Below are 18,290 nucleotides of genomic sequence, written 5' to 3'. Positions count from 1 at the left end.
GATGCGGCGCCAGGATGTTGCATTCGCTACAGCCCCTGAGTTACATCAGGGCGATCACCGGATAGCGCCGCCATTCCGGCTCGGCAAAGCGCTGGCAGTGTGCAAAAATGAAGTCGAGCACGGCTTCCTGATTGCTCAGCAAAGCTGGGTTGGCTGTTTTCCACTCGGCAAACTTGGCCGCCAGCGCTGGCTCGTCGCGCAGCAGTTCGGAGGCCATGTCTTCGAACACGTAATCGGAAAACGCTTCTTTCTTTTCCAGCACGCTGTTGAAGAAACCCCAGCGGAAGAAGCTGTCGTGCGCCTGCGGTTCCAGGGTTTCCACGGCGTAGCGGGCGTTGTCCTGCTCCAGGGACACTACATAGTCGCCCGCTTGCACGGTGAACTGGCCCGTGCGCGCTTCGAGTTCCACCGTGTCGTGGAACATGTGGCCTTCGTAGGCCGTGGCGCGCGTGCCGACGGATGCGATGTGGTAGTAGCGTGCCGTTAAGGTCTGTTCGGTGGTGATGCGGCTCATTTCGACGCCGTTCCAGCGCAGGCGTTCGATGACTTCGCGCCACGCCTGCGGCACGATGTAGGCTTTCGGCGCAGCCACGGTGACGTCCGCATCGAAGCGGTTGTAATAGGTGATATCGCGTTCCCACGGCTGCGAGCGGTCGTAGGACAGGCGCTGGTAATCGCCCAGGATACTCGGCGTGTATTGCGCCGCATAGCCCTTGAAGGGGAAGGTCGACGGTTGCTCTTCGTTCATGGCCCAGTGGATCGGCCACTCGGCTTGCGTGCGTCCGGCCGCCTTGGCTTGCGCGCGCAATTGGCGGATTTTCTCGCCGTGTTCCACCGTGAACGCCATCGTGATGTCGAGCAGGGCGCGCATGGAAGCGTAGCGGTCGGCGAACGGTTTCAGCATGTGCGTTTCCGGCATGAAACCGATGACGTGGTGCAGGGCCGCAAAGCCGGTCGAGAAACGGGGCACTTCAAGGAATTCGGCGATGCCGTGGTCGGGACTATCCTTGACGGGGTTCACGTACGGGCAGGTGGGCCAGCCGGCGCTTTCCATGTGCGCAAAGATGTGCGGCAGCATGGTGTCTTGCAGGAAGGGACCCAGGCCATTGCCCAGCTTATCCGTCTGCGTGTGGATCAGGGTCATCGTGTACGGGTAGTCGGCGCCGTTCGACGTGTGCGTGTCGACCATCACGTCCGGATCCCAGCTGGCCAGCAGGCGGTTGAACACTTGCGCGTTCAGGCTGTCGCACTTGATGAAGTCGCGGTTCAAGTCCAGGTGGCGGCTATTACCGCGGAAACCGAATTGCTCCGGGCCATCCTGGTTCACGCGCGACGTATTGGCGCGGTTCAGGCTGCCATCGACGTTGTAGATCGGAATGAACAGCAGCACGGTGCTGCCCAGCGCCGCCAGGCGTTCCGGCTGCGTACACAGGTCGCGCACGATGGCCATGCAGGCGTCGATGCCTTCCGGTTCACCCGGGTGGATGCCGTTGTTGTTGAAGAACACGGTGCGGCCTGCACGCTTGATTTGCTCGCGGTCGAACACGCCGTCCGCGCTGACGACGCCAGCGTGGATGGGCACGCCCGAGTCGGACAGGCCGATCTGTTCGAAATGCAGCACTTGCGGGTAGCGTGCGGCGAGATCCTTGTAGAAGGTGATGCATTCCAGCCAGGTCGTGGTCTGGTTGTGGTTACCGAGTTCGTAGGTCGTGCGCAAGTCTGGTGGCATAGCGGTCTGAGTCTGGGAGGGGGAAGGCGCGCTGGGTAAGTACGCCCGCTAGGCGCCAATTGTAGCACCGGCGCTGCCGCCTTGAGGCGCCGCAGGGGCTTGTTGCCGTACTTGTGTTATGAATACGTTTCACGCGCAAGGGAGGCGGCATGGTGAAGATGGCGACTGCGATGGCGATGGCGGTGCTGGTGTGGTGGGCTTGCCTGGCGGCGCAGGCGGCGCCCTTGCGCTTGCCGGCGGGCAAGGGACCTGTGGCGCAGGGCGGGTCCGTTACGGCCAGTGCGCAGGGTGCGCTGATACGCTACCGGGGCTGGCTGCTGGCCGTCGATGGGGCAGTCTCGGAAGAACGGCCTGACGTCTTGCTGACGTCGGCGGTGGCGGGCCACGCGCCGCAACTGCAGACCGGGTCCACGCAGCACAGCTTGTCCCTGTGGTCAGCCTTCGAGCTCGTCAAGGGAAGCGCGCGCCTGCGCATCACGGCGCTGCCGGGGCCTGAGGCTCCCGCGCTGCTGCTCGATTTTGGCGAGGCCGATTATCGCATCGTGATTCCCGCCGCCCCCATCGCGCGGCAAGCCTATCCGCTACTGGCGCAGCGCTTTCCCGGCGCCGACCTGGCCTTGCTGCTGCACGATGGCCGGCGGGTCATGCTGCCGCTGGGAAGTGGCCGGGCGCAAGTGTTTGGCGAGGAGCAAGCCGTGCCTTACCGCTTCACCAAGGTGAAACGCTAGGCGAAAAAAAGCCACTCCCGCAGGAGTGGCTCAGCTTAAAGCGCCCGTTGCCGGGTTATTGCTTCTTGTTATTCAGCGCCCATTTCTTTCAGCAGGTTGTCTGCGTGGTCGATGTGTTTCATGTTCCACAGCATGTAGCGCAGGTCGACCTGGATCGAACGGGTGTTGGCCTTGTTGTAGTCCCAATCGGAAATGATCGAGTCCAGGGTGCCATCGAAGGCCAGGCCGATGAATTCGCCTTTTGCGTTCAGGGCAGCCGAACCGGAGTTGCCACCGGTGATGTCCAGGGTGGCCAGGTAGTCGACCGGTACGGTTTTCAGCTTCGGATCGACGAATTTACCGAAGTCCTTGGCTTTGATCGCGGCCAGTTGATTGGCTGGTGCATTGAACTCGCCCTGGCCCGTGGCTTTGGCGGCGACGCCATTGACGGTGGTGAAGGCGGACCAGGTGGTGCCGTCGGCGCCGTGGTCGCGGCCGGCTACTTTGCCGAACGTGACGCGCAGGGTGCTGTTGGCGTCAGGGTAGACGGCTTGGCCCTTGCTCTTCATGAAGGCAATTTTGGCTTTCATGTAGTTGGCGTAGGCTTGCTGGATCTTGCCTGCCAGTTCTTCGTCTTCCGCTTCGTTTTTCAGCGAATCCGGATACATGGCGACGGCTGCCTGGATGAAGCTGTCCTTGCTGGCCTGGAATTCGGCTGGCGTGCGTTTCAGCCAAGCTGCGCGCTCGGCCTTGTCGGCCAGCTTGCTGCCGGCATACAGTTTGTCCAGGGCGGCGGACAGGTCGGCTGGCGACATGCCATCCTTGATGCCGATGGCGGCGTCGAAGCTGGCGCGGCGCTGTGCTGCCGGTTGCGCGGCGTACTTGGTCAGGCTGTTCAGTACCAGCGCCTTGTCGACTTTTTCATCGTAGGTGCGTTCGACCGAGGTGATGCCCGCTTCCAGGCGTGGCAAGTCGCGCGTCTGATAGCCGGACTTGCGTTCCGTATCGGACTTGGTGCCTTCGTTCGACAGGCGGTACAGGCTGCGTGCCGTGTTCAGCAGGCGTGGCTGTGCGTAGCCCAGGAAGAAATCGCGCTTGGTGTCGGCATCGCGCTCGGCGATCAGCTTTTCCACTTGCTCGATGTCGCCGGCAAATTCGGCCTTGCGTGCTGGCGTGGCGTTGACCCAGGTCTTCAGGGCTTCGTGTTCCGCCGTCTTGCGTGCCAGGAAATCGCTGCCGGCGTAGGAGTCCAGCATGCCTTGGCGGTTCTTGTAGTAATTGTTGACGCCGGCAACTTGACCCGCGTACTTTAGGGCAACATCCTTGTTGTCCTTGGTTTCGCGCGCGATGATGGCCAGGGTTTCGCCCGATGCTTTCACGAAGGCCGGGTAGTTCCAGTCAAACGTGTACGCCACTTCCGATGGCAGGCGGTGGCGGTTGGTGCGGCCAGGGTAGCCCAGAACCATCACGAAATCGCCTTCTTTCAAGCCATCCTTGGCCAGTTTCAGCACGTGTTTTGGCTGGTAAGGCACGTTGTCCTTGCTGAAGTCGGCAGCTTTGCCGTCTTTGCTGACATAGGCGCGGTAGAAACCGTAGTCGCCCGTGTGGCGCGGCCACATCCAGTTGTCGGTGTCGCCGCCGAACTTGCCCACACCCGCTGGAGGCGCGTGCACCAGGCGCACGTCGCGGATTTCCAGTTGCTTGATCAGGTAGAACTCCAGGCCGCCGTAGTAGGCGGACACGGTGCAGCGGAAGCCGGCTTCTTTTTCGCATTCGGCGACCAGTTTCTTCTGGTTTTTCTCGATCGCGTCGATGCGTGCCTTGCCTTGCAGCTTAGCCACGTCGGCGGTGATGATCTTGTCGCTGACATTGGTCACGGCCGAGGTGACGAAGATGCGGCTGCCTGGGGATGCCGGCAGTTCTTCAGCGAACGTCTTGGCCAGGAAACCGTTGGCCAGCAAATCGCGCTCTTTGGTCGAATTGACCGCTACGCTGTTGTAGACGCAATGGTGGTTGGTGGCAACCAGGCCTTGCGGCGAGACGAACGAGGCCGAGCAACCGCCCAGGCTGACGATGGCGCCCATCGGGAACTCGGTCAGTTTGGTCAGGTTGGTCGGATCAAGTTTCAGTCCGGCCGCTTTCAGTTCCTTGGCTACTTGTGGCAGCTGTTGGGGCATCCACATGCCTTCGTCGGCGTGTGCGAAGTTGCTCAGGATGGCGAGCGCGATTAAAGATTTTTTCATTCGAGTTCTAGTCTTTTACATGAAGGGAAGTCGGAACCAACGTGTACCCAGTGTTTTTTCTCAGCGGGCGACATAGAGTATCCGTATCGAACTCGCACTAGTCAATCACATTTTCCCGACAGCATGTTTGTAGTGGCTTGTGGAAATTGCACTATTTTCGGCATTGCAGGGGCAGGAGCGGGCTGCGAACGGGCATTTTCTCGTGCCGTGGCTGTGGTATTGTCCATACAATTGCCTTGCCAGCAATAAAAATGGCCGGGCGCTTGCGCGGCCCGGCCACTTGCGGATGTGCTGCGATTGGTCTGCTCAGCGTATTTTGCCGCGGCGCAAAAGATTCACGATGCCCAGCAGGATCACGGCGCCCAGGAACGAGACCAGCAGCGAAGCCAGGCTGAAATTGTCGCTATTGATGGTGCCCGTGCCGAACAGGGGGGCCAGCAGCCAGCCGCCCAGGAAGGCGCCGACGATGCCGACGATGATATTGAGAAAGATGCCCTGTTGTGCATTGGTTTTCATGACCATGCTGGCCAGCCAGCCGATGACACCGCCAATAACGATCCAGATAATGAAATTCATGTAATCCTCCGCGCGATGGATGAGTGGTTGTGCCAGAGCGGTGCGGCCTGCACGTCATGGCAAATTGATACTGATGCCGCACGATAGAAAAGTCCAGCGGATTCGCACGGCGCATGCAAAAGCCCGCCTGGCTGCGGGCAGCGAGGCGGGCTTGTCATGCGGCAAGGTCGTGTTTAGTCGGCCTTGATGGCTTCCACCTGGATGGCCAGCTTGACTTCCGGCGAGAACGCCGGCATGCCGTAGTTCAGGCCAAAGTCGCTGCGCTTGAATTCCGCCGTGGCGTCGGCGCCGCACACTTCACGCTTATAGCGCGGGTGCATGATGCACTTGAACTTGCTCACGTTCAGCTTGACGGGTTTGGTCACGCCCAGCAGGGTCAGTTCGCCGTCGACTTCCACCAGCTGCTCGCCGTTGAACTTCAGCGACTTGCTCTTGTAGGTGATCTGCGGGAATTTCTCGACGTTGAACATGTCCGCTTTTTTCGCGTGCGTATTCATGGCGTCCAGCCCGAAGTCGATCGAATCGGCATCGATGACGAGGTCCAGGCTGCCCGTCTTGGCGGCGCGGTCCAGGGTGACCGTACCCTTGGTCTTGTTGAACTTGCCGCGCCACACGGACATGCCCATGTGATCGGCTTCAAAGCTGGGGAAGGTGTGCGTCGGGTCGAGGTTGTAGGTGTCGGTAGCGGCCATGGCCGAACCCGCGCCGGCCACTGCCAGCACGGCGATCATCAAGTGCGAAAATTTCATGCAGATCCTATAGTTGAACAGGTGGTTGGGTTGTTTTTTGTAACGCCTGAAAAACGTTCAGGACAAGGCGCCTTGCCGAAGGCAGTGCGAATAGCACGACGAGGCAAGAGCAACGCAGTCATGGACGTTTTCTCAGGTGTTACTGAGCGGCGACGTGGAACTTGATCGTAACCTCGTCGGCAACCATGCTCGTGTCTTTCCACTCGCCTTCGCCGATGTTATAGGTCAGGCGCTTGATCGGCAGGGCGCCGTCGAACGCATATTTGCCGCCATCGGCTTTCACCGCTAGGGGGAAGGTCACGTCGGTGGTCTTGCCTTTGATGCTCAGCTTGCCGGTGACCGTCAGCTTGCCCGCGCCTGCGGCCTTGATGCTGCTCGAGACGAAGGTGGCTTTCGGGAACTGGGCCGCGTTAAACCATTCCTTCTTGGCCACTTCCTTGTTGTACTCGGGGTCGCCGATATCGATGCTGGCCGTCTCGATTTCCACCGACGCCTTCGATGCGTCCGGCGTGGCCGGGTTGTAATCGATGGCGATATTGAATTTCTTGAACTTCGCTTCCACCGGCACGTTCATTTGCTTGAACACGGCCGACACGCTGGTCTTGGCGGGATCGACTTTCAGCAAGGTGGCGGCGGTGGCGGCCACAGACAGGCCCAGCAGGGAAGCGAGGACGAGGCGTTGGGTGGTTTTCATCTTGTTTTTTTCCTGTAGTTTTTCAGTGAGCAAGGGGAAGTCGGTGTTACGGCAACATGCGCTTGAGGACGCCGTCACGGTCGATGAACTGGTGCTTCAGCGCCGCCAGCACATGGGCGGCCACGGCGGCGGCCATTGTCATGTTCAGAACATAATGAATTTCTTTTAAGAGCGGCTTAAGTTCCGGGTTCGGCGCCATGATGACGGGCAACTGGAACAGGCCGAGGTAGACCACGGGCACGCCGGCGGCCAGGGTGTACAGGTAGCCGGAGACGGGCACGGCGAAGATCAGGATGTACAGCAGCACGTGCATGGCGTCGGCCGCCTTCTTTTGCCAGGCCACCATGCTGGCCGGGTGCGGTGGCGGCACATTGGCCTTGCGCCACAGCAGGCGGATGGCGGCGATGGCCAGCACGGTCACACCGAGCCATTTATGCCACGAGAAATATTTGAGCTTGGTGGGCGTCAGGCCGGGAATGTCGACCATGACCAGGCCCATGACGAAGGCGCTGATGATCAGCAGGGCGGTCAGCCAGTGCAGGATGATGGCGGTGGTGGTGTAGCGTTGCATCGACGGCTTTCTTGAAAGTAGTACGTGTTAGGACTAATTCGGCCTAATATACCAAAGAAAAGCAAATTGCGCTGCGTGCTGCAGATTCTACAAGAAAGATTGCCGGAAAAACCGCGGGGCGGGCAGCATTTGTATGCTGGCCGCCCCGCAGGAGTGGGATAGCAGGATCCCCATGTGGAAACTGCTTAGATGGCTTTGGCCAATTGCGCGGCGATACCGATGTAGTTGCCCGGCGTCATGGTCAGCAGCACGTCCTTGGCATCCTGCGGAATGGCCAGGCCATTGACGAAGGTTTGCAGCGCTTCTTTCGAGATGCCCTTGCCGCGCGTCAGCTCTTTGAGCTGCTCGTACGGGTTTTCGATGCCATAGCGGCGCATCACGGTTTGTACCGGTTCGGCCAGCACTTCCCAGGTCGCGTCCAGGTCTTGCGCCAGGCGCGCGTGGTTCACTTCCAGCTTGTTCAGGCCGCGCAGGCAGCTGTCATAGGCCAGCAGGGTGTAGCCGAGGCCCACGCCGATATTGCGCAGCACGGTCGAGTCGGTCAGGTCGCGCTGCATGCGCGAGACGGGCAGTTTTTCCGACAGGTGTTTCAGCACGGCATTGGCCAGGCCCAGGTTGCCCTCCGAGTTTTCGAAGTCGATCGGGTTGACCTTGTGCGGCATGGTCGACGAACCGATTTCGCCCGCTTTCAGTTTCTGCTTGAAGTAGCCCAGCGAGACGTACGTCCAGATGTCGCGGTTCAGGTCCAGCAAGATCGTGTTGGCGCGCGCGAAGGCGTCGAACAGTTCGGCCATGTAGTCGTGCGGCTCGATCTGGATGGTGTACGGATTGAAGACCAGGCCCAGGCGCTGTTCGATGACGGCCTGCGAGAATGCCGGCCAGTCGAAGCCGGGATAGGCGGACAAGTGGGCGTTGTAGTTGCCGACGGCGCCATTCATCTTGCCGAGGATTTCCACCTGCTCGATGCGTTTCACGGCGCGCTGCAAGCGGGCCACGACGTTGGCCATTTCCTTGCCCAGGGTGGTCGGGCTGGCCGTCTGGCCGTGCGTGCGCGACAGCATCGGCACGTCGGCGTTGTCGTGCGCGATTTGCGTCAGCTTGGTCACCAAGCCTTGCAGGGCCGGCAGCATCACGCCATCGCGCGCGGCTTTGAGCATCATGCCGTGCGAGGTGTTGTTGATGTCTTCCGAGGTGCAGGCGAAATGGATGAATTCCGACGCTGCCACCAGTTCCGGCACGTCCGCCACTTGTTCCTTCAGCCAGTACTCGACGGCCTTGACGTCATGGTTGGTGACCGCTTCGATGGCCTTGATGCGGGCCGCGTCGGCTTCCGAGAAATCGGCCGCCATCTTGTCGAGCAGGGCGCTCGCTTCCGCCGAGAACGGCTTGATTTCAGCGAAACCGGCTTGCGACAGCGCTTGCAGCCAGGAGATTTCCACTTTCACGCGGTGGTGCATGAAACCGGCTTCGGACAGGATCGGGCGCAGCAGATCGGTCTTGCTGGCGTAGCGGCCATCGAGCGGAGACAGGGCCGACAGCGTGGAATACGGAGTAGTAGAAGTCATGAGAGCGGACGCAAGTTAAAGAAACGGTTGGCGTGTGGCGCGCGGGGAGGGCAGGGCTATTGCAATACAGCAACACTGACGGCGCCACAGTAAAGGGCGATTTTACCACCGCTGGCCGCTGGCCAGCCGTCCCTCGGCTGCGGATGGCCCCCATTTTGGCCGAATCCGGCCCCGATGCGGCGTGCCTGCCACACCCGAGCGACCGTCGGGCGCGTGCTGCCAAACACCGCTGCCGCCGATGCTATACTGCTTGCTGCTCCCTTACCTCAAAGTACCTATGAAACTGATCGGTTCCCTCGCCAGCCCGTATGTCCGCAAAGCCCGTATCGTGCTGGCGGAAAAAAAGCTCGACTATGTCTTCGAGCTGGAAAACGTGTGGGCGCCGGAAACCCGCATCGCCCAGGCCAATCCCCTCGGTAAAGTGCCTTGCCTGGTGATGGAAGATGGCAGCACGCTCATCGATTCGAAAGTCATCGTCGAATACCTCGACACGCTCACGCCCGTCTGTAAACTGCTGCCGGCCGGCGGCAATGGCCGCGAGCGGGCCGATATCAAGAACTGGGAAGCGCTGGCCGACGGCATTCTCGACGCGGGCGTGCTGGTGCGCCTGGAGCGCACGCAGCGTCCGCTCGAGCAGCAAAGCGCGGCGTGGATCGCGCGCCAGCTGGACAAAGTCACGTTGGGCCTGGCGGCTTTGGCATCGCGTCTGGGCGAGAGCGCGTATTGCGCCGGCAAGAACTACACCCTGGCCGACGTGGCCGTGGGCTGTACCCTGGGCTGGCTCAGCTTCCGCTTCCCGGAAATCGACTGGCGCGCGGATCACCCGGCGCTGGCGCGCCTGTTCGACAAACTGTCCGAGCGGCAGTCGTTCAAGGACACCGTGCCGCAGTGAGCGCACGATGACCGGCAACGATACGAAGGCGCAGCAACGCCTGCAGATGGCCGATATCGCGCGTCTGGCCGGCGTGTCCACGTCGACCGTGTCGCGCGCCCTGAGCGGCAGTTCGCTGGTCAATGAAGAGACGCGCGCGCGCGTCATCGCGCTGGCCCGTTCGCTCAAGTACTCCATCAATATCGGCGCGCAAAACCTGCGCCTGAAACAGAACCGCACGGTGGGCGTGGTGGTGCCGTATGACGCGGCCACGCGCCAGCACTTGTCCGATCCTTTCTTTCTGAGCATGCTGGGCAGCCTGGCCGATGCGCTGACGGAGCAGGGTTTCGACATGCTCATTTCGCGCGTGGATGCCGAAACGCTCGATGCGGCCGCCCAGTCCTTCGACAGCGGCCGCGTGATCGGCATCATCCTGATCGGCCAGTGGCGCCACCATGAACAACTGAACCAGCTGGCCGCGCGCCAGGTGCCCATCGTCGTGTGGGGCGCGCAATTGCCGCAGCAGCTGTATTGCACCGTCGGCGGCGACAACATCGCTGGCGGCAGATTGGCCACGGAACACTTGCTGGCGGCGGGGCGCCGGCGCATCGCCTTCTTTGGCGACGCCAAGCTGCCCGAAGTGGCGCAGCGCCATCAGGGCTATGCGCAGGCGCTGGCCGCGCAGGGACTGGCGCCCGACCCGCAACTGTACGTGGCCGGCTCCTTCCTGCCGCAGGGCGGCGCGACGGACGTGCAGGAACTGCTGGACCGCCAGCTGCCGTTCGACGCCATCTTTGCCTGCAGCGACTTGCTGGCCATGAGCGCCATCAGCGCCCTGCGCGCGCGCGGCGTGGCCGTGCCGGAACAGGTAGCCGTGGTCGGCTACGACGATATCGAACTGGCCGCGTATTTCCATCCGCCGCTGACCACCGTGCGCCAGCCGATCCGCGCCGCCGGACGCGCGCTGGTGGCCTCGCTGCTGGCGCTGGTCGACGGCGCGCCTGCGCCATCGCAGCAATTGCCAACCGAGCTGATCATACGCGCCTCGGGCCGCTGAAGAGCGCGTTGCCTCTCGGCTGCAACCGATTGCAATAAATTCCAATTTATCCGTATATTTTCATGCTGCGCCGCAGCATGAAAACCGTCGTATTCGCCTCATATCCCGCATGTTTGGCTCTGTGTCACCCGTAAAATTCTCTTGAAAACAACATAAAATCCATGTTGCAGCGCTCGATTGCAATCGATTGCAATAAATTCTTATTCGTTGAATAATGGCGTACCGGCTCAGCCAGCGCGCCACGGCATGCGGCGGCCAGGACTCATAACAAGCGGATACCTCGATGTATCGGCATACAACACTGGAGACAAGATGAAGACACGTACTGCTCAACGCGGCTGCATGGCCGCCGCCGTCGCCCTGGCCCTGCTGCAATGGTGCGCCGCCCAGGCACAAACGACCGCCGATACCACCAGCGCCGCCCCCGCCGATGGCCTGAACCTGGAACGCATCGTCGTCACGGGCACCACCGGCGGCACATCCAAAATGAAATCGAGCAATTCCGTCAGCAGCATGGAGCTCGACACCATCCTGCACAACGCACCGACCAGCGCCGCCGAAGTCCTGCGCTCGGTACCGGGCTTGCGCGCCGAATCCTCGGGCGGCGAAGGCAATGCCAACATCACCGTGCGCGGCTTGCCCATTTCCGCTGGCGGCGCGCGCTATGTGCAGATCCAGGAAGACGGCTTGCCCGTGCTGCAGTTCGGCGACTTCAATTTCACCACGCCCGACAGCTTCGTCAAGATCGATTCCACGCTCGACCACCTGGAAGTGGTGCGCGGCGGTTCGGCCTCCACCCTGGCCACCAATTCGCCGGGCGGCATCATCAATTTCATCAGCAAGAATGGCAAGGAGAAGGGCGGCAGCGTGGCCCTCAGTCGTGGCCTGGGCTACGACCAGACGCGCGTGGATTTCGATTACGGCGCGCCGGTTTCGGAGCGCACGCGCTTCTTCATCGGCGGCTCCTGGCGCACGGGCGAAGGCATCCGCCACAGTGGCGTCAACAGCGAAAAGGGCGGCCAGATCCGCGGCAATGTCACGCATGAATTCGACAGCGGCTTCGTGCGCCTGTCGTTCAAGCACCTCGACGACCAGTCGCCTACGGCCCTGCCCGTGCCGGTCAGCGTGCGCAATGGCCGCATCGGGGAAATCGCCGGCATCGACCCGCGCAAGGCCAGTTTCTATTCGCCGTACTGGGTACCCGACATGGTGCTGAACAAGGATAACCAGCGCGTGGCCACCCGCGTCAACGACGGCTTGCACGTCAAGAGCGACACCGTGGGGCTGGAAGCGTCGTTCAAGCTGGGGCAGGGCTGGAGCGTGAGCGAAAACTTCCGCTACGCCGACAATTCCGGCCGCTTCACCGGCGTGTTCCCGTCGAATAACGGCAGTGACGGCAGTTATGTGTTTGCCAGCGGCCCGAACCGGGGCAAACCCTACACGGGCCGCGCGTTTTCCGCCGTGGTGTTCAATACCTCGATCGACGACGCCAGCAATACCCTGAGCGATACCAAGCTGGCCAAGACGTTTGTTGTGGGCAGCGGCAAGCTGACCACCACGGCCGGCCTGTATTTGTCGCAGCAAAAGCTGGGCCTGACCTGGAACTTCAATGAATACCTGATGCAGGCCACGGGCGACCAGCCCGCGCTGCTGCAAACGGCCAGCAGCACACCCGGCTACATCGGCCCGGCCTTCGGCGCCTGCTGCTCGCGCGCCGTCGACATGGAATACCGCACGACCTCGCCCTATCTGAACCTGGCCTGGGAAAGCGGCGCGCTGAACCTCGACGGCGGCCTGCGGCGCGACCGCCAGCATGCCAGCGGCACGGCCAACCAGGCCACCGGCGCGCAAGCGTATCTGCCAGCGACGCTGCAGCAGGTCGACTACACGCTGGGCCACACCTCGTACTCGCTGGGCGCGAACTACAAGCTGCAAGCGAATCTGGCCGTGTTTGCCCGCGTCAGCGAAGGCGTGGCCTTCAATGCGGACCGCATCCTGTTCGGCACGCCGCTCGATGGCAGCGTGCCTGTGGCGATCAACACCGTGCGCCAGCTCGAAGGCGGCGTGAAATGGCGGCGGGGACCCTTGAGCACTTTTGTGACCGTGTTCCAGGCCAAGACCAAGGAAAGCAATTACGAAGCGACCACCCAGCTGCGCACGGCCAACAGCTATGAAGCGAAGGGCGTGGAACTGGAAGCGGCCTGGAGCGCCGGCGACTTCCGCATCAATGGCGGCCTGACGTTTACCGATGCCGAGATCACGGGCACGGCGGCGGCCGACGTGGCGCTGATCGGCAATACCCCGCGGCGCCAGGCGCGTGTCGTGTACCAGATCGCGCCGACCTATGAGTGGGGGCAGGCTACCCTGGGCGCCAGCCTGGTCGGCACGGGCAAGTCGTGGGGCGACGATGCGCACACGATCACCTTGCCCGCCTACCAGGTACTCAATGCCTTCGTCAATTACCAGCTCACGCCGCAGATGCAGGTGGCGCTGACGGCAAACAATCTGTTCAACAAGATCGGCTATACGGAAGTCGAGGGCGATGGCCATGCGGCCCGCTCGATCACGGGGCGCGCCGTCAAGGTCAGCCTGAAATACGCATTTTAAGCAAGGATAGATTCATGATGTCGATACGCAGCCCCCTGGCGCGCCTGCTGGCGCCGCTCCCCACGCACTTGCGCGACGATGCGGCGCGCCGCTATGCGCGCCAGGAGGCGGTCTTGCTCGACCGCCTGGGCAGCCTGTATGGCCAGCGGCCGGACTTCCTGCCCTGGCTGGGCGACCTGATGGAAAGCATGGGGCGGTTGTATGCGGCACGTGCCCCCGAGCTGCTGCGCCAGGATGCGCAGCGCGCAGCGCAGCCGGACTGGTTTGCCAGCCAGTCCATGCTCGGCTACAGCGCGTATGTGCAGCGCTTCGGCGGCAACCTGCAGGGCGTGGCCGCGCGCATTGCCCACCTGCGCGAACTGGGCGTGACGTATCTGCATTTGCTGCCGTTCCTGCGTGCGCGCGCCGGCGAAAGCGATGGCGGTTTTGCCGTCGCCAGCTTCGAGGAAGTCGATCCCGCGCTGGGCAGCAACGCCGACTTGCTGGCATTGACGGTGCAGCTGCGCGCGGCCGGCATCAGCCTGTGCTCGGACCTGATCCTCAACCACGTGGCCGACGACCATGCGTGGGCGCTGGGCGCCAAGGCCGGCGATCCGCTGCTGCGTGATTTTTTCCACACGTATCCCGACCGCGTGCAGCCGGACCGCTACGAGCGCACCGTGGGGCAGGTTTTCCCGCAGGCGGCGCCCGGCAATTTCACCTTCGTGCCGGAGCTCGAGCGCTGGGTCTGGACCACGTTTTACCCGTACCAGTGGGATTTGAACTATGCCAATCCGGCCGTCTTCGCGGCCATGGCCGGCGCCATGCTGGGCCTGGCCAACAAGGGCATCGAGGTATTTCGCCTCGATTCGACGGCCTTCCTGTGGAAGCGCGAAGGCACGGACTGCATGAACCAGCCCGAAGCCCACAGCCTGCTGCAAGCGTTGCGCGCGATTGCCGCCATCGTCGCGCCGGGCGTGCTGCTCAAGGCCGAAGCCATCGTGCCCACGCCCAAGCTGCCCGCCTACTTTGGCAGCGATGCGGCGCCCGAATGCCATATCGCCTATCACAGCAGCCTGATGGCCGCCGGCTGGGGCGCGCTGGCCGAGGAAAGCACGGACTTGCTGCAGCAGGTGATCGCCGCCACGCCGCCGCTGCCGCCGGCTGCAAGCTGGCTCAGTTATGTGCGCTGCCACGACGATATCGGCTGGAACGTGCTGCTCAATGAAGCGGGTCTGGATGGGCCGGCGCGCCTGGCGCGCATCGCGCAATTCTTTGCGGGGGCACCGGGCAGCTATGCGCGCGGCGCCGCGTTCCAGAGCAGCAGCGCCGACAAGGCGCATGGCAGCAACGGCATGGCCGCCTCGCTGGCCGGCCTGCAAAGCGCCACCACGGTGCAGGAGCAGGAATACGCGTTGCGGCGCCTGCTGCTGTTGCATGGCCTGGCCTTGAGCTTTGGCGCCTTGCCGGTGCTGTACATGGGCGATGAACTGGGCATGACCAACGATGACAGCTACAGGCAGCACGCCGACCGGGCGATGGACAGCCGCTGGCTGCAGCGTCCCGCGTTCGACGACAGCCTGCTGGCATGGCGCCACGATGGCGTGAGCGCCAGCGGCCGGCTGTACCTGGCGTTGCGCCAGCTGGTCGACGCGCGCAGGCGCTTGCCGGCATTGGCCGCCGCTGCGCCGCGCAGCATGCTGCCCGCCGACACGCCGGCCGTGCTGGCGCTGCTGCGTGGCGACGCGTTTCTCAACCTGAGCAACTTCAGCGGTGCCAGCCAGCGTTTCACCTTGCCTGCGGGCGAGTGGCGCAACAGCCTCGATGGCAGCGTATTGGCCGGCACGGTGGGCTTGCAGCCATGGCATATGCTGTGGCTGGAAAGGGAACAGTCATGAGCGACGCCAGCGCGCACCGTCCGCATCTGTCGTTCTGGCAGATCGTCAACATGAATGTCGGCTTTTTCGGCATTCAGTTCAGCTTTGGGCTGCAGCAAAGCAGCATGAGCCCCATCTACACATACCTGGGCGCCGACGAGGCGAGCCTGCCGTACCTGTGGCTGGCCGGTCCCATGACGGGGCTGCTCGTGCAACCGCTGATCGGCGCCATGAGCGACCGCACGGTGACGCGCTGGGGCCGCCGCACGCCGTATTTTCTGATCGGCGCCATCCTGTGCAGCCTGGGCCTGCTGGCCATGCCGTTCAGTCCCACCCTGTGGATGGCCGCCAGCCTGCTGTGGATACTCGACGCGGCCAACAATGTGACGATGGAACCGTACCGCGCCTTCGTCAGCGACAAGCTCGACAAGAAGCAGCATTCACTGGGTTTTCTCACGCAAAGCGCGTTTACGGGGCTGGGGCAAACGCTGGCCTACCTGACGCCGTCGCTGCTGGTCATGCTGGGCATGAACAAGGATGCCGTCAACGGCAGCCATATCCCGCACATCGTCATCGCCGCCTTCCTGATCGGCGCCGTGTTCTCGCTCGCCTCGGTGCTGTGGACCCTGAAGACGACGCCGGAAAATCCGCTCACGGCGGCCGAGCTGGCGGCCATCCGCAGCCGTCCGCCCGGCTGGCGCCACACGCTGGCCGACATCGGCGCGGCCCTGCGCGACATGCCGCCGACGATGAAGCAGCTGGCCCTCGTCAACCTGTTCCAGTGGTACGCCCTGTTCTGCTACTGGCAGTACATTGCGCTGTCGCTGGCGGCCACCCTGTTTCACACGACGGACCCCGCCTCGCAAGGCTTTCGCGACGCGGGCCTGCTGAACGGGCAGGTGGGCGCCTTCTACAATTTCGTCGCCTTTGTCGCCGCCTTTGCGCTGGTGCCGTTCACGCGCCGTTTCGGCCCCAAGCGCATGCACAGCGTGTGCCTGTGCGCGGCAGGTGTCGGCATGCTGAGCATCCCGCTGATCCACAGCCCGGCGCTGCTGTTGCTGCCCATGCTGGGCATCGGCCTGGCCTGGGCCAGCATCATGGGCAATCCCTACATCATGCTGGCCGGCTGCATTCCGCCCGAGCGCACGGGCGTCTACATGGGCATTTTTAATATGTTCATCGTCATCCCGATGATCATCCAGATATTTACTCTGCCGCTGTATTACCGCAGCTGGCTGGGCGGCAATCCGGAGAACGTCATCCGGCTGGCCGGCGCCCTGTTGCTGTGCGCGGCGATGGCCGTGCTGTTCGTCAAGCTGCGCCCACCGCAGACCGGCAAGGCTTGACGACAGGCGTAAAAAAACCGGCTCTGCCGGTTTTTTTACGATGCTGCGAAAGATTACTCTTCAATCGCCATCTGGCTTTGCAGATAATTTTGAATACCGACTTTGGCGATCAGGTCGATCTGCGTTTCGAGCCAGTCGATATGCTCTTCCGTGTCTTCCAGGATCATCAGGAACAGGTCGCGCGAGACGTAGTCGCCCGCTTTTTCGCAGATGGCGATGCCTTCCTTGACGGTGGCGTGCGCGGCGCGTTCCAGCTTCAAGTCGCATTCCAGCATTTCCGGCGTGTTCTCGCCGATCAGCAGCTTGTGCAGCGCTTGCAGGTTAGGCAGGCCGTCGAGCATCAGGATGCGGTCGATCAGCTTGTCGGCGTGTTTCATTTCGCCGATCGATTCTTCGTATTCCTTCTTGCCCAGCTTTTCCAGGCCCCAGTGCTTGTACATGCGCGCATGCAGGAAGTACTGGTTGATGGCCGACAGTTCGTTGGTGAGCTGTGCATTGAGCATGCGGATGACTTCTTTATCGCCCTTCATGGGATTTCCTTTGTTCTGTGTCGCGTTCGATGATGAAACCGCAGGCTGCTGGCGTTCACTGCCGGGTGGCGTTGGCTGCCTGGTGGCGCGCAGGTTGCCGGTTTCGCTATGCCCGCATGATAGCGCAAAATGTCGGCGATTTCCGGTGCTAAACGGCATTTTTCCGTCTTTTTAACGTAAATATCGTGCGAATAAAACCCATTCTCAAGTGGATTGCCCACTTGCGCCGTTTTTTATTTGTTAAGGAAAATGAAGGCCATTCTCATTCGCGTTCCCGCTGCTGTTTGGCCGCCGTTGGTGGGCCTGCATGGCCGCGCTGAAAAGGCGGGAAATGTTGGTCCGTTCTTGCTTTTGTGTCTTCTTGGCCGCTGCCGGCGATGCGATAATCAGGCAGCGATATTTACTGAAAAAAGGATAGCAAGATGATGCTGCATATACCCGGCGTGCTGACGCCGGAACAGGTGACGCAGTTTCGCCAGCGCCTGGCGCAGACGGACTGGGTCGACGGACGCGCCAGCGTCGGGGCGCAAGGCGCGCAAGTCAAGCGCAACCGCCAGTTGGCCGAAGGTTCTCCGCTGGCGCTGGAGCTGGGCGAAATCGTCAGCCGCGCGCTGATGGCCAATCCGCTGTTCTTTGCCGCCGTGCTGCCGCTGCGCATCCTGCCGCCCTTCTTCAACAGCTATGCGGGCGGCGAACACTATGGCCTGCATATCGACGGGGCCATCCGCACGCCGAAAAACGGCATGCAGTCGATGCGCGCCGACGTCTCGTCGACCGTCTTCCTGAGCGAGCCGGATGAATACGAAGGCGGCGAGCTGGTGGTGGTCGATTCTTACGGCACGCATGAAGTGAAACTGCCGGCCGGCGACGTGATCGTGTATCCGTCGAGCAGCGTGCACCAGGTGCTGCCCGTCACCAGCGGCGAGCGTATCTGCTCTTTCCTGTGGACACAAAGCATGGTGCGCGAAGACTGGAAACGCAGCATGCTGTTCGAGCTCGATCAGAATATCCAGAGCGTGCGCGCGGAGCATGGCGATTCACCGGCGACGGTGGGACTGACGGGGCATTATCACAACCTGCTCAGGATGTGGGCGGAGATGTAAGGCTGGGGTCAGACCCCCGGCGACGTTGGCGCTGAACTGGGTGTTGGCGGTGTTGAGGGTCTGACCCCATAGCAGGCAAAAAAAAG

The 18,290-nt window shown here is 62.2% G+C and carries 15 protein-coding genes; 7 read left to right on the top strand and 8 right to left on the bottom strand.

Going from position 1 to position 18,290, the window contains the following annotated elements:
* Nucleotides 1-40 precede the first annotated feature (40 nt).
* On the bottom strand, nt 41-1,729 hold the full coding sequence (locus tag KO539_RS08850; protein WP_219308439.1) for a M14 family zinc carboxypeptidase: 1,689 nt from the start codon (nt 1,727-1,729) through the stop codon (nt 41-43).
* A gap of 149 nt (nt 1,730-1,878) precedes the next feature.
* Between KO539_RS08850 and KO539_RS08845 the strand changes: the two genes are divergently transcribed.
* A complete protein-coding gene (locus KO539_RS08845) occupies nt 1,879-2,457 on the top strand; it encodes a hypothetical protein (protein WP_219308438.1) in 579 nt (192 codons plus the stop codon).
* A 68-nt stretch (nt 2,458-2,525) separates the two neighbouring features.
* Here KO539_RS08845 and KO539_RS08840 read toward each other — a convergent pair whose 3' ends face one another.
* The 6 genes from KO539_RS08840 to purB all read right to left on the bottom strand — a co-directional run bounded on the left by KO539_RS08840 (nt 2,526) and on the right by purB (nt 8,834).
* Complete coding sequence (locus tag KO539_RS08840; protein WP_035822796.1) at nt 2,526-4,679, bottom strand: S46 family peptidase; 2,154 nt, start codon at nt 4,677-4,679, stop codon at nt 2,526-2,528.
* A gap of 306 nt (nt 4,680-4,985) precedes the next feature.
* Nucleotides 4,986-5,255, bottom strand: coding sequence for a GlsB/YeaQ/YmgE family stress response membrane protein (locus KO539_RS08835; RefSeq protein ID WP_034745587.1), 270 nt, complete (start codon nt 5,253-5,255; stop codon nt 4,986-4,988).
* A 173-nt stretch (nt 5,256-5,428) separates the two neighbouring features.
* Nucleotides 5,429-6,004: a YceI family protein gene (locus KO539_RS08830; RefSeq protein WP_219308436.1), complete on the bottom strand. Its 576-nt coding sequence runs from the start codon at nt 6,002-6,004 to the stop codon at nt 5,429-5,431.
* 139 nt (nt 6,005-6,143) lie between these two features.
* Nucleotides 6,144-6,698 carry a YceI family protein gene (locus KO539_RS08825; RefSeq protein WP_219308435.1) on the bottom strand — a complete coding sequence of 185 codons (555 nt, stop codon included), beginning with the start codon at nt 6,696-6,698 and terminating at the stop codon, nt 6,144-6,146.
* Nucleotides 6,699-6,744: 46 nt separating this feature from the next.
* The gene (locus KO539_RS08820; protein ID WP_046684510.1) at nt 6,745-7,269 is read right to left on the bottom strand and encodes a cytochrome b; all 525 of its coding nucleotides are present in this window, start codon (nt 7,267-7,269) and stop codon (nt 6,745-6,747) included.
* 185 nt (nt 7,270-7,454) lie between these two features.
* A complete protein-coding gene (gene purB, locus KO539_RS08815; protein ID WP_219308432.1) occupies nt 7,455-8,834 on the bottom strand; it encodes an adenylosuccinate lyase in 1,380 nt (459 codons plus the stop codon).
* Between the two features lie 277 nt (nt 8,835-9,111).
* On the opposite strand from purB, the gene KO539_RS08810 reads away from it, so the two are divergent.
* The 5 genes from KO539_RS08810 to KO539_RS08790 all read left to right on the top strand — a co-directional run bounded on the left by KO539_RS08810 (nt 9,112) and on the right by KO539_RS08790 (nt 16,571).
* The gene (locus KO539_RS08810) at nt 9,112-9,726 is read left to right on the top strand and encodes a glutathione S-transferase N-terminal domain-containing protein (protein ID WP_219308430.1); all 615 of its coding nucleotides are present in this window, start codon (nt 9,112-9,114) and stop codon (nt 9,724-9,726) included.
* Nucleotides 9,727-9,733: 7 nt separating this feature from the next.
* Entirely contained in the window at nt 9,734-10,762 is a 1,029-nt protein-coding gene (locus KO539_RS08805) for a LacI family DNA-binding transcriptional regulator (protein ID WP_035822781.1), read from the top strand.
* 312 nt (nt 10,763-11,074) lie between these two features.
* Nucleotides 11,075-13,369 carry a TonB-dependent siderophore receptor gene (locus KO539_RS08800; RefSeq protein ID WP_219308428.1) on the top strand — a complete coding sequence of 765 codons (2,295 nt, stop codon included), beginning with the start codon at nt 11,075-11,077 and terminating at the stop codon, nt 13,367-13,369.
* A 14-nt stretch (nt 13,370-13,383) separates the two neighbouring features.
* Complete coding sequence (locus KO539_RS08795; protein ID WP_257626145.1) at nt 13,384-15,246, top strand: alpha-amylase family glycosyl hydrolase; 1,863 nt, start codon at nt 13,384-13,386, stop codon at nt 15,244-15,246.
* The gene (locus KO539_RS08790; RefSeq protein WP_219308427.1) at nt 15,243-16,571 is read left to right on the top strand and encodes an MFS transporter; all 1,329 of its coding nucleotides are present in this window, start codon (nt 15,243-15,245) and stop codon (nt 16,569-16,571) included. The genes KO539_RS08795 and KO539_RS08790 overlap by 4 nt, the downstream gene beginning before the upstream one ends.
* 53 nt (nt 16,572-16,624) lie before the next feature.
* Here KO539_RS08790 and bfr read toward each other — a convergent pair whose 3' ends face one another.
* On the bottom strand, nt 16,625-17,101 hold the full coding sequence (gene bfr / locus KO539_RS08785; protein ID WP_219308425.1) for a bacterioferritin: 477 nt from the start codon (nt 17,099-17,101) through the stop codon (nt 16,625-16,627).
* 422 nt (nt 17,102-17,523) lie between these two features.
* Between bfr and KO539_RS08780 the strand changes: the two genes are divergently transcribed.
* Complete coding sequence (locus KO539_RS08780; RefSeq protein WP_046684505.1) at nt 17,524-18,204, top strand: Fe2+-dependent dioxygenase; 681 nt, start codon at nt 17,524-17,526, stop codon at nt 18,202-18,204.
* Nucleotides 18,205-18,290 lie beyond the last annotated feature (86 nt).

It is taken from the genome of Janthinobacterium sp. NKUCC06_STL (genome assembly GCF_019345455.1).
In the GTDB taxonomy this organism is placed as follows: Bacteria; Pseudomonadota; Gammaproteobacteria; order Burkholderiales; family Burkholderiaceae_D; genus Janthinobacterium; species Janthinobacterium rivuli.
Note: the sequence above shows the minus strand (reverse complement) of the source record. Positions and strands in the feature narration are given on the sequence as shown.